The 12,823-nt window shown below is 48.7% G+C and carries 10 protein-coding genes; all 10 read right to left on the bottom strand.

The genetic code is table 11. The annotated features are described in order from the left end of the window. Positions 1–50: 50 nt before the first annotated feature. Positions 51–2,030 (bottom strand): polysaccharide biosynthesis protein, encoded by a 1,980-nt coding sequence (locus tag AR306_RS01215; RefSeq protein WP_101495728.1) that lies wholly within the window; start codon positions 2,028–2,030, stop codon positions 51–53. 83 nt (positions 2,031–2,113) lie between these two features. Then, complete coding sequence (locus AR306_RS13655; RefSeq protein ID WP_101495727.1) at positions 2,114–3,637, bottom strand: hybrid nucleoside-diphosphate sugar epimerase/sugar transferase; 1,524 nt, start codon at positions 3,635–3,637, stop codon at positions 2,114–2,116. 182 nt (positions 3,638–3,819) lie between these two features. Then, positions 3,820–4,947, bottom strand: coding sequence for a non-hydrolyzing UDP-N-acetylglucosamine 2-epimerase (wecB, locus tag AR306_RS01205; RefSeq protein WP_101495726.1), 1,128 nt, complete (start codon positions 4,945–4,947; stop codon positions 3,820–3,822). Further along, positions 4,940–5,950 (bottom strand): polysaccharide biosynthesis protein, encoded by a 1,011-nt coding sequence (locus tag AR306_RS01200; protein WP_101495725.1) that lies wholly within the window; start codon positions 5,948–5,950, stop codon positions 4,940–4,942. Before AR306_RS01200 ends, wecB begins: the two co-directional genes overlap by 8 nt. A gap of 30 nt (positions 5,951–5,980) precedes the next feature. After that, on the bottom strand, positions 5,981–6,838 hold the full coding sequence (locus AR306_RS01195; RefSeq protein WP_101495724.1) for a dTDP-4-dehydrorhamnose reductase family protein: 858 nt from the start codon (positions 6,836–6,838) through the stop codon (positions 5,981–5,983). Next, a complete protein-coding gene (locus AR306_RS01190; protein ID WP_101495723.1) occupies positions 6,835–8,085 on the bottom strand; it encodes a glycosyltransferase family 4 protein in 1,251 nt (416 codons plus the stop codon). Before AR306_RS01190 ends, AR306_RS01195 begins: the two co-directional genes overlap by 4 nt. After that, positions 8,082–9,200 carry a glycosyltransferase family 4 protein gene (locus AR306_RS01185; protein WP_101495722.1) on the bottom strand — a complete coding sequence of 373 codons (1,119 nt, stop codon included), beginning with the start codon at positions 9,198–9,200 and terminating at the stop codon, positions 8,082–8,084. The genes AR306_RS01190 and AR306_RS01185 overlap by 4 nt, the downstream gene beginning before the upstream one ends. Beyond that, positions 9,197–10,435, bottom strand: coding sequence for an O-antigen polymerase (locus AR306_RS01180; RefSeq protein ID WP_166627864.1), 1,239 nt, complete (start codon positions 10,433–10,435; stop codon positions 9,197–9,199). Before AR306_RS01180 ends, AR306_RS01185 begins: the two co-directional genes overlap by 4 nt. Beyond that, positions 10,428–11,651, bottom strand: a complete 1,224-nt coding sequence (locus AR306_RS01175; protein WP_101495720.1) for a glycosyltransferase — start codon at positions 11,649–11,651, stop codon at positions 10,428–10,430. The genes AR306_RS01180 and AR306_RS01175 overlap by 8 nt, the downstream gene beginning before the upstream one ends. After that, complete coding sequence (locus tag AR306_RS01170) at positions 11,632–12,822, bottom strand: lipopolysaccharide biosynthesis protein (RefSeq protein ID WP_101495719.1); 1,191 nt, start codon at positions 12,820–12,822, stop codon at positions 11,632–11,634. The genes AR306_RS01175 and AR306_RS01170 overlap by 20 nt, the downstream gene beginning before the upstream one ends. Between the last annotated feature and the right edge of the window lies 1 nt (position 12,823).

Raw genomic sequence — 12,823 nt, 5'->3', positions numbered from 1 at the left:
ACTGGCTCGTTATCACACATCATTTTTCAAATTTCCAGGCGAGCAAGCCTTCAGCGTGCTTCTGCCTGCAGGTACACCCAGTCAACGATATCCGACTGGGGCTGGTAGCCGTTGACGGTCTCGAGCAGCACCTGGCGAATATCCTCGCACTCGCCACGCTCGGCCAGCACCAGCAGCCGGCGCAGCACCGCGCACAGTTCGTGCCAGGGCAGGTACTCCTCGCTGGCACGCATGATCATCGGGTGCTCCGTACCGCTGACATTATCGCCGATCAGCAGCTCTTCGTAGAGCTTCTCGCCGGGGCGCAGGCCGGTGAACTCGATGCTTATTTCACCCGCAGGCTCCTCCTCCGAACGCACCGTCAAACCGGACAGGCGGATCATCTTCTGCGCCATCTCCAGAATGCGCACCGGCTCGCCCATATCCAAAACGAACACATCTCCGCCCTGCCCCATCGAGCCGGCCTGGATCACCAGCTGCGACGCCTCGGGAATGGTCATGAAATAACGCGTCATTTCCGGATGGGTCACAGTGACCGGGCCACCATCACGGATCTGCTTGCGAAACAGCGGAATCACCGAGCCGGACGAACCCAGCACGTTGCCGAAGCGCACCATGGTAAAGCGGGTATTGTTGGCCACAACACGCTCGTCAGTATCGCTGAACAATTGCACCTGCGGCTCGCGGCTCAGCGCCTGCAGCACCATCTCGGCCAGGCGCTTGGTGCTGCCCATCACATTGGTCGGACGCACCGCCTTGTCAGTGGAAATCAGCACGAAGTGCTGCACGCCGGTCTCGATCGCCGCCTGCGCGGTATAGAGCGTACCCATCACGTTGTTACGGATACCCTCGGCGGTGTTGTGCTCGACAATCGGCACATGCTTGTAGGCCGCCGCGTGATAAACGGTATTCACCGGCCAGCTGCGAAACACCTCCAGCAGACGTTTCTTGTTACGCACCGAGCCCAGCACCGGAATCAGCTGCACCTGTAGCCCCTCATGGCTGACCCGCTGCTCCAGCTCCTGGCTGATGGCATACAGGTTGAACTCGCTGTGCTCGTACAGGATCAGCGTGGTCGCACCACTGGCCAGAATCTGCCGGCACAGCTCGGAGCCGATCGAGCCGCCAGCACCGGTCACCAGCACCACCTGCTCCTTGATGCAACGCTCAAACAGTGCCTGATTCGGTACCACCGCATCACGCCCGAGCAGGTCGGCAATGTCCACCTCCTGCAGGTCCTGGACCTTGACCAGCCCCTGGGCCAGGTCCATGAAGCCGGGGATCGAGCGCACATGCACCGGGTACGGCTCCAGCATGGCCAACACCTCGCGGCGACGGGCCCGACTGGCCGAAGGCATGGCCAGCAGCACCTGGGTGGCACCGGTGATGCGCAGCATCTCTTCAATATGCTTCGGTTTGTACACCTTGAGCCCGGCAATGGTACGGGTGGCGATGGAATCATCGTCATCCAGAAAAGCCACCGGCTCCATCACCTTGCCCATGCGCAGGGCACGCACCAGCTGGTTGCCGGCCGAGCCGGCCCCGTACACAACCACCCGGGGCAAATTCCGGCGCGGCCGGAAAAAGCGGTTGCTGTTCTCATACCAGTCGCCGAGAAAATACTGGCGCATGGCCAGCCGCAACCCGCCCACCGCAATCAGGCTGATGGTCCAGTACAGCATGACGAACGAGCGCGGAATTTGCGGCTTGTCCGGTGTCTGCATCCAGTACACCAGCAGCGCCAGGACCAGCGCCGAAACCGTCAGCGCCTTGGCAATCTCGACCAGCGCTTCACGGCCCAGATAGCGCATCACCGCCCGGTACATGCCCAAACGAATGCACACCGGAACGGTGATCAGCGGCGCAGCAAAAAACAGCCACACGTGCTCATGTACGGCCACCCATGCCTTGTCAAAACCCACCCGCACCACAAACGCCAGCCACAGGCACAGCCAGATCAGCAGCACATCGGCAACCACCTGCAAGGCCCGCTTGTGGCGGCGTGACAGATTCAGCAAAAAATCACGCATCACGACTTTTTCCACTTCAATTGCTAAAAGGGCTTGAAGGTAAAGGGGTCAGGCCCATGGACCTGACCCCTTTACCAATACCATTACCCCCTGACCCGGTCTCCCGAGCCCTTCCCCGTCACCGTCTGCACAATGAACTTGAAGTAATTACCCAACGACAGCTCGCGGATCATCTTCGCATCGGTTTCGGCCAGCAGCTGCGGGGTGGACATGTCGATCTCGTTGACCTGGGCCAGCCCGGTAATACCCGGCCGCACAGCATAAACACCCAGCGCATCACGCTCGGCAATCAGCTCGTCCTGGTTGTACAGGTTAGGGCGCGGGCCGACCAGGCTCATCTCGCCCTTGAGCACATTCCACAGCTGGGGCAGCTCGTCCAGCTTGGTCTTGCGCAAGAAACCGCCCATGCGGGTGATCGACGCCGAAGAGGCCAGGTGACTGGCTACCGAAGCCGTATCCACCTTCATGGTACGAAATTTGACCAGCGTAAAGGGTTTTTTGTTGCGGCCGACCCGTTCCTGCAAAAACAGCGGCGAGCCGGTATCGAACAGGCCCAGCACATAGATCACCACCAGCACCGGCAAGCCAAACACCAGCCCGCATAGCGCAAAAATAAAATCCAGCACGCGCAGCAACGGCAGGTTACGATCACCTGCAGACTCCACCGCTGGCATGCCCGCCACCGTAGCGGCCAGCCCCTGCTCTACCGTGTAGGGCGGCTGCCAACCCAGCAGTTCATGCGCCTTGCTGGTATCCACTTGCAAGTCACCTACCAGGCGCTCAACCACGCCCTGCTTGCCAGTCAGCCAGCCCGCCAAACGGAACAACCCGACAGGAACCGGCAGCAACGCCGGCTTGCGGCCCATGGCTACGCGAATACCACCAATAAGCTCAGCCAGTGACAAGTCATGCCGATCCGATACCAGAAACACCTGATTTGGGGCAGCCGGGTGAGTGGCACAACAAATAATGAAATCAACCAGATTACCCAGATACACCATGCTGCGCCGATTGTTGACGCTGCCAAACGGCAGGGGGATGGGTTTGCTGCACAGCCGCACCAAGCTGGCAAAATTGGCCTTCACGCCCGGCCCATATACCAGTGGCGGCCGCACAATCACCAGCTCCATGCCCTGCTCCGCACACAGCAACTGCAGCGCCTGCTCTGCCTCATGTTTTGAAATACCGTAAGCATCCTCGGGCGCAGGCATCTGGTCTGCACTGTATGGGCCACGACCACTGGTGCTTTCGCCATTCACCTTGACCGAGCTGATGAAAACAAAGCGCCTCACCCCGGCAGCGGCGGCCTGTCGGGCCAGGTTCAGGCTGGCTTCGACATTGGCGCGACGATATTCAGTCAGCGGATCAGTGGCCGCATCCTGCATGACATGGGCACGGGCAGCGGCATGAATGACCACATCGATACCCGGCAGCACCACAGATAAATCAGCATCGGCCAAGTCGCCTACAGCAACCAGCGACTCATCAGCATCTGTGGGTAACGTACGACAAAGCCCCAGCGCCTCCAGGTCGTTGCGCTGCTGCAACACACGCAAGAGAGCAGAGCCAACAAAACCGGTAGCACCGGTTACAAGAATCTTGTTCATTACTGTTGCTTTATGTCCTGAAATGAAACGTCCCAAAACCAGAAGGCCCGAGCATAATAACCAGTGAACAGGCTACTAGTGGCTCAGGCTTAATATTACTAAATACAATGACTACAGTATCGAAACAAGGAAATGGTTACTTTTCTAACTATAACGCTATGCCTCAGTTGAAATGTAGACTCTCAACCTTTATGCCAAACAGTCCGATTGATGTAATCGGTATAGCTCAAGACTACACGCACAACCTGCAATGACACTGGCCCTCCTTGATAGTCGGGCACCACAGGTATTGCTCGGCTGTCAGTCTGATGCTGACTGGTGATGACCTTGACCGCCGCTAATACCGAGTCCTTAGTCAGACCGCTCATGATCAGCGTGCCCTCATCCATACCTTCTGGGCGCTCATGGGCGTTGCGCAAGGTCACCGCCGGCAAGTTGAGTAACGAAGACTCCTCAGTAATGGTGCCGCTGTCAGAAAGCACACAAAAAGCGGACATCTGCAACTTGATATAATCCAGCAGGCCGAAAGGTTTGACAAAGCGAATCAGTGGATGCTCCAGTGATTCACCCAACGCCTCAAGACGTTTGCGGGTACGCGGATGCGTCGAGACGATCAACGGATAACCGTACTCATCGGCTAGCCCTCGCAGGGTTACCAGCAAACCACGCAGGTTGTCCGGGGTATCAACGTTTTCTTCGCGGTGGGCACTTACCACGAAGAATTTACCGGGCTCTAGGCCTTCACGGCTCAGCACCTCGGACTGCTCGATCTTCGGCATGTAGTACTCAAGCACTTCCTGCATGTGCGAGCCAGTCTTGATTATGGTCTCAGGACGAATTCCCTCGGCAATCAGGTAACGACGAGCATGCTCGGTCAGCACCATATTGATGTCAGAGAGATGATCGAGCACCTTGCGATTTAGCTCCTCCGGCACTCGCTGGTCGAAGCAGCGGTTGCCCGCCTCCATATGAAAAACCGGGATCTTTCGGCGCTTGGCGGCGATCACCGCCAGGCAGGTATTGGTGTCACCGTAGAGCAGCAGTGCGTCGGGCTTCTCCAATTCGAAGACTTCATCGGCCTTGGCAATTACCTCGGCGATAGTCTGTGCAGCAGTCTCACCGGCAGCACCAAGAAAGTGATCCGGCTTGCGGATTTCCAGATCGTCGAAGAAGACCTGATTCAACTCGTAGTCGTAGTTTTGCCCCGAGTGAACCAGAACGTGATTAATCTGGCGGTCGAGTTCGGCAATTACCCGGCTCATCTTGATTAGCTCCGGACGGGTGCCGACCAGGGTCATAACCTTAAGCATTAAGCTGCTCCTTGATGTAATCGAGCTTGAGCAACAACTGCTTGATGCCTTCAATTCCAAGGCGCTCGGTGTTGTGCGAGGTGTAGTCGTCGAACTCAGCGATCCTCGCCTCGCCCTCAACAAAGTACTTCTTGTAATTCAGATCGCGGTTATCAGCAGGGATGCGGTAGTAGCGGCCCATATCCGTCGATTTTGCCATTTCCTCACGAGAAATCAGCGACTCATATAACTTCTCGCCGTGCCGAGTTCCTATGACCTTGATAGGATTATCATGAACAAACAGTTCTTTAAGTGCTTGGGCCAAATCACCTACAGTAGAGGCTGGCGCTTTCTGAACGAAGATATCACCTTGTTGGCCATGCTCGAAGGCATACAGCACCAAATCGACCGAATCTTCTAATGACATTAGAAAACGGGTCATACTCGGATCAGTGATGGTGAGTGATTCACCACTTTTTAATTGGTCGATGAACAAGGGAATTACAGAGCCTCGTGATGCCATAACATTACCGTAACGTGTTGCGCAGACCACAGGGCCACTCTCTGGCATGAGCCTTGACTTGGCAACCATAAGCTTCTCCGCCATTGCTTTAGAGATCCCCATGGCGTTAATGGGATAAACAGCTTTGTCGGTCGAGAGAACTACAACCCGTTTAACTCCCATGGCTACCGCCGCATTAAGAACATTCTCTGTGCCGATAACATTGGTTTTCACCGCCTCCATCGGATAGAACTCGCAGGAGGGTACCTGCTTCAACGCAGCAGCATGAAAGATATAATCAACACCAATCATAGCTTGCGAAATACTGTTATAATCGCGCACATCACCGATATAGAACTTGACCTTATCATTGGCCAGAGCAATACGCATATCTTCTTGCTTCTTCTCGTCGCGGCTGAATACCCGAATTTCCTTAACACTGGTATCGAGGAAGCGTTTTAACACGGTATTGCCGAAGGATCCGGTCCCGCCAGTAATCATCAAAGTTTTGTCATCAAACATAAACAGTAACCATGCTCAAAAATATAAAAATTAACGCTGATCACGCATCATCTTGACCAGTTCAGGCCAAGCTGGAGGCAGATAACCTGTAGCTTGGCGGAACCGGGAAGAATCCAGTGAGCGGTCGATAGAGACTTGCTCGTCTGGAACGATCTGAACCTTGTGCCCGTAGACCTTCGCCACCAGCCTGAGCAGCGACAATTTGTCGATCGGCTCAGCCGAGACATGATAAAGACCGTACAGTTCGGGATTCGTGAGCACATAATCTTTTATCACTCGAGCTAGCTCGACAGTGGGCAAGCCAGAGAAGATGGCTTTTGCATAGCCTTTGATCGGATCGTTTTGTGAAAGAAACCAGTCAATCAGTGAAAAGTTGGTGCCCAGCTCATGGCCGATGATCGAAGTACGCAGTGTAATCGCGTGCGGCACTTGATGCAATTCACCTATAAACTTGGACTTGCCATAGAGATCTTCAGCGTCCGACTGGTTAACCTCGGTATACATCCCTTTACGGCCAGAGAACACACAGTCCGTGCTAACGTGAACCAATCGAGCGCCCAACAAATCGCAGAGCTTCGCCAATCGATGCGGTAACATAGCGTTAATCGGTAAAGCAGAAACCGGATCTTTGGCGTCAGCTAACTGCTTGATCAGGCCAACACAATTGATGACAATATCCGGACGGATATGCGCCAGCACATTGACAAGTGCATCCTGGTCAAGAACATCGACATTGCTGATTAACTGAGCATGAAGCGTTTCAGAAAAATAACATCGCCCTGCGGAGTTGCGCAAAGTACCCCAAGTCTGGAACGCCGAATCGCATGCAAACTGCTTGAAAACGGCACTACCGAGCATGCCTGTAACACCTAAGACTAAAACTCTCACCTATCAACCTCTCTATCTTGAGCAATCCTTTCTTCAAGGATCTCGACTAAACGCCTGCCTTGATTATCCATATCAAAATTCGCAGAAAAATAGCGCCGCCCTGAGACCCCCAATTGGGTGCGCTCAGAGGCTGGCATTCGAAATAGCTTTTCAATTGTGCGGGCCAAGCCGGCACCGTCCTCAGCTGCACAGCAAAGCCCGGCCCCCGCCTCTTCAACGATTCGTGCACCCTCACCGTCCAAGGCAGCAATAATAGGCCGCCCAGCAGCAAGGTAAGCCTGTAGTTTGCTCGGTATAGTCAGGCAAAAAATATCACTTTTCTTCAATGTAACAAGAAGACCTGCTGCGCGACTGAAAAACTGAGGCATCTCGTAGGATGGAAAACGACCAACCAAGTGCATATTATCCAGTCCCAATGCCACTTTCTGCGCCTCAAGCCATGCAGACATGCTACCAGTCCCTACAATTATGAACTTGCAAGCGGGCAGATGCTTTAACCGTGTTGCAGCATCCACTAAGGTCTCAAGTGACTGAGCTGTACCGAGATTACCTGCAAAAACCAAACAAAAACTTTGTTCCATGAAAGCTAGCAGCTCTGCGGGAACCTCCGTCTTGCCTGCAGCCTCAGACGCATCCTGTGCGTAGCAATTTGGATAGTAGACAATCTTCTTTGCATCGGCATAACGCATCATCGAAGCCTTGAAGGCACGTGATTGAATGAGTAGCGTATCACTGCATGCATAAATCGCTCTTACAAGAATTCCAATACACCATAATACAAAACCGTTACTAACAAACCCTGTCGCCCTGAGACTTTCCGGCCAAAGATCCTGCACCCACACTGCAAGATGTGTTTTAGTTTTCCACTTCAACAGTATTGCTGGTAGCACGGATAAAATCGGTGAAGGCGCAAAAACGAAGATCACGTCATAGGGCGCGCCTTCTCTTTGGAGGGCCTTGGGAAAAAAACGAATACCATTGCAAACAAAAGACAAGTAGTTCAACACCAATTTTATTGGACCGCGCCCACGAGGTCGTAATGGAGCTCGAAAGACAGGCACATGGTTAGCATAAAGTTCCTGGTAACAACCATGCGATGTGTATCCAGTAAATATTTTCCCTTCCGGATAGTTGGGCTTACCGGTAAAGACCTGTACTTCATGCCCTTGAGCGACCAGGGTCTTTACCAGATCATTGATGATGAACGTCTCAGGCCAAAAATACTGTGTAACCAATAGTATCTTCACGTATTCGCGACCTTGAAAAGCGCACGCCAGGTAAGCATCGCCGTACGAGACCATTTGTAGAGCAGCGACCGTTCAGCCACGCGTGCAGAAAGTGTGTTTAAGAGCGCAGGATCAGACAGCGTATCCGTTAAAACCTGCGACACCTGCTGCGGATCATCCGGGGATACGTACCGGACTGCATCTCCCCCGAACTCAGGCATCGGAGCATAATCGGACGATACGATAGGTACACCGGCGCCCATCACCTCCAGAAGAATATTGGGACAGTTCTCACAGGCCGACATGAACGTAAACAAGCTCGCATGTTTGTAGAGCGCAGGCAATGCAGCGTAGGGGTACTCGCCAAGTAAAAATACCGACGTTCCCAGCCCCTGGCTTGCAACAAAATCATGTACTTCGGTAGCGGTCTGCCCGCCGCCGCCCCCCACAATCAACAATTTATACTCATCACGAATGCAGTCACTCAATAGAGCATAGGCTTTAACCAGCTGTAAGTGACGTTTATAAAACTCAAACCTTGAAACATACAAAATATACTTACCGGAAAATGGAAGTACAGGCCGCTCTGGCTCATCATTCATCACAAAAAAGTTATCTCCAATACCATGCGAAATAGTAACTGCCTGCTTGATCGTTATCTGTCGCTCAATAATACTGCGTGCATAGTCTGATACAAAAATAACTAAGTCTGCTGATGCCATACTGGCGAGCATACGCTTTTTTAAAAGATAGTTTTTAAACTTAAGCTTTATTGATCTTGTGTCTGCCAGTGCCTGCTCATCAAATGGAAGCATATTCCTGAACATGGTTACCACTCGACAACCTGCTGGCGGCCGAGTATTCACAACACCACCCGGACAAAACAAGAGATCTGCCTGCAACTTGGAAAGCCAGATAGGCAAAATAAAACGCTCCCAAAATAATCTAAGTACCGGATTGTAAACTGGAAAACGGGTTCGAATACGACGCACGCTCGCCGTCTGAAACTGATCGAGATCATCGTAACCGAAGATATATACCTGAACTTGCTTTGCCGGAACATTTTCCAGCAAATTATAAAGATACGTCTTCCCTCCTCCCACCTTAGCAGAGAACGCGTTAATAACAACTATCATAGTCGGACCTTTAATCGAAGAAAGAAATACGAAACACTAAGCGGGAAAAGAACAAACAAAATAAAAGAGAAAAAAACATTTGTAAACTCAGAATAACTAAACCTCGCCGCAACCAAAACATAATTAAACGCAGCTATAAAAAAAAACCCTTTAAAATAAAAATCAGAACCTCCACTGAAGAAATAAAGAATGCTTTTTCTAAAAAGACACACAGAGCTAATCATTATAACTATAGTTAAAAACCCACCAAAAAGAAACCCGGGAATCAACCCAAAATTCATAATTCCCTCCACAAAAGACCCTGGTGCGAGATTAGACATACCTCCCCACTGATCACCAGTATAAATCTTTGTGAAAACCAAGCCGCCAGTATCAGGTTTTTCCGGGTAAAGACCTCGAGGCAAAAAATTTGTAAGGAAAGTGGCATATGTAGCCCCCAACAAAGGTTCATTTACGTCACTGCTCGCCAAAATTTCTAAAGGATTTGTTCCATAATAAAAATGAGCGAAATTTAGCTTCGACAAACTAAACTCTGAAAAACCGCTTCCTCCAAAATCATTTCTAAACGCCCCATAGAAAGCAATAAAAAACAAAAACAAAATTAAACAACCAGCAATAGCCATAATACTTATTCTTTTAACTAGATAATGCCTCATTACCAACACTGAAACCAATGGCATCAACAAAGAAGAGCGTGACCCTGAAGTTATGCCAATAAATAAAAATATGATAGTGGAAAGAAAAATGAAACAAAACTTAAGTAAATTCTTTCGATTATCAAGCATAAAGATATAACACAAATACACATAAACAATCTGAACCGAAGAAAACAAAACCAAGACCCAGCCACGCCCCTCAAATTCAATCACTCTAAAAGCAAGGGACATTAAATACGCAATAATCCCCCCTTCATCAACGACCATTTTAATTTTCAGGAAAAGCGCTGGCAAAAATAACAAAAAAAGCACAATATATTTCCCCACAGGGACAATTTGCTTTCTAAAGAGCCCACTAAGCGGAACCCTTAAATCCACAAACGCTACCACCGCTAAAGCGGTCATCAAAAACAAATATGCAAAAATTGTTAAACTAGAAACATCATCAGCAAAGACCCCAAGATAAAATAGAAACGTAAAGATAAAAAATAATTTCCCGGGAGATAGCAAATCTTTGTTCAAAAAAAACATTAAAATCCCAACACACAAAACAACCAAAAATAAAATAAAATCACTCACAAACACCATCCAAGTATTTATCAGCCACATTATTTATAGAATAAGAAAAAAGAACCATCTCTATATGATCTAAAGAAACCCGTTCCAGAACAGCTCTAGAAATAAAGGCACAAGCAGAATCTAAAGATGCCAAGTTTTTTACATGTAACAATCTCCCGCTTAATCTTTCATCACACAATAATTCCGCTCTTTCTTTTTCATAAAAATTTATTATTGGCAAGCCAGTAGCAACATACTCAACAATTTTACTCGGTGTCATAACACAATTTGAATTTTCAATATTTATCAGGATATCCGCCTCTCTAACTAACTCAATAGCTCGGTCGCGAGAAACTGCACCATGGTGTTTAACGCACCCTGTATTCACCTCTGAATGAGGCACACCATTTAAGGGTCCATAGACATTGACAACAATATCTAAACGCTTGCAGAGCTCATTAAAAAAACCCACCATCATAAAAGGCTCTCTTATACCACGATGAAACGCACCCACATACACGAGATTATAAGGTTGTGTCCTAACAGGCTTCTTTTGCTGAAAAAAAGCACCTACATCTACTGCATGAGGTATAACGGAAGCTTTACTGCATGACGTTAAACCAAAACACTCTACATACTCCCTCAAGGTTCTTTTATTAGTAAAAACAACCTTATCACAAAATTTAAAGACTCTGTTCTCGAAAAAGAAATTCAACCACTTATAAATCTTGAAATTATTCGGCGGCATTGAATTAGAAGTAGAAAACGGGTCTCCATAGTCTGCAATCCAACGGCCAATATTTTTATTTATTTTTTTGAAAAACAACCCTCCCACATGTGCTGAGAAAGTTGGCGAATAACTTACTACCAGGTCATACTTGACATGCCTGCGCTTGAGTAGAGAGGCTAATAAAAAAGGGAGCCAGTGCCAAAGACCATCAGGCCAGAAAAAAAAACGATTGACCTTTTTTAGTAAACCAACAGTAGCTGACCTTAAAGCGTTCACCTTTTCAGACGATGTCGTGCTCGAAGAGCTCATACCGCTCTGCCGCCTCACAAAACCGATACGTTCAACAGTCACATCGTCCCTAACCTCACAACGAGTGTCACCTACACGCCCTGCAATCACTTCAACTTCATGCCCTTCTGCAGCCCATACCTTTGCAATTTGGCTCCAGCGATAAGCATGAGCTCCGACAAACGGCTCAAAATAATAATTAATTATTAATATCTTCATGAGCTACTCTTTTCATATACATGATAAACCCGCATGCAACGCAGAGATAACCGAATGCACAAGCCAATGCCACTCCATAGATTTTACTTAGAAGCAGCATAGCTGGCAGAGTAGCAAAAATAGCTAGCAGACCCAAGCAAATACACTTCAGCATACTTCTATACTGCCTTAACGCAAGTAAATATGAAGCAGCCGGAGCAGAAATCAAAGAACACAATGAACAGCATGCAAACAAAATAAAGGCTGCCTGGGCCCCAGAATATTTCTCTGCACCAATAAGAGGCATTATTAGCCACACAAGTGCGATAGCAACAATTGAAGCCAGAAGCGCGTATGGTACTTTTTTATAAAAAAAGGTAATAACATGCTTAACTTCTTCAGCACTACCGCTTGCCATTCTAGGTAGCAGTACAACGTTTATGGCATAAACCACCATTGAAAACAAGGCTTGATAACGCATTGCAACACCATATGCTGCAACAGTTTCAACTGAACCCAAAAAACTGATTAGCACAAGTGCAATATATGGCATACAACCGCTCAGAATAGAGTAAAAAACAACATCCGCTCTCATTATTAAATAATTGAAGGCGCTTATTATACCACCAAGTTTTGGCTTACCCGTTTCTATAGAGTCGAAGTAACGCATATGAATTGCACACAACACAACCACCCATGTTGATAACACTAGCGCCATCAAGAAATAGTCTGCTAGCTGTGCCCCCAAGAAAACCAACAAAGTAGTCAGGCCGGCCCAAATGCTATTTTTCAAGACATCCAGAATGACAAACCTTCTAAAATTCTCTTTTTTTTGTGCGACTATTCTTAATACCTGGAAAAATATGAACGCTAAATATCCTGCAAAAAAAAATAAGCCTGCCTTGCTTTCTAAAACCGTCATCGTATAAATAAAAAATATGCTTCCGATTGGCAAAGCAATCAACATATAGCTTTGCCGAGATACAACTATGAAATTAGAATAATCAGTTATATAAAGTCGCTCAATCAGGCCACAGGCTACCTGATAACCCATCATGATTGACGTAAACACAACCGTAAAATAAGCATATTGATCAACATCTAGAAAACTTATTAAATATAGAGACACTCCTATATTAATTGCCTTTGAAAATCCATCTCCAAGAAACACCGTTATAATACGCTTTAGCATA

Source organism: Thiopseudomonas denitrificans (genome assembly GCF_002866065.1).
In the GTDB taxonomy this organism is placed as follows: domain Bacteria; phylum Pseudomonadota; class Gammaproteobacteria; order Pseudomonadales; family Pseudomonadaceae; genus Thiopseudomonas; species Thiopseudomonas denitrificans.
This window is presented reverse-complemented; position numbering and strand designations above follow the sequence as displayed.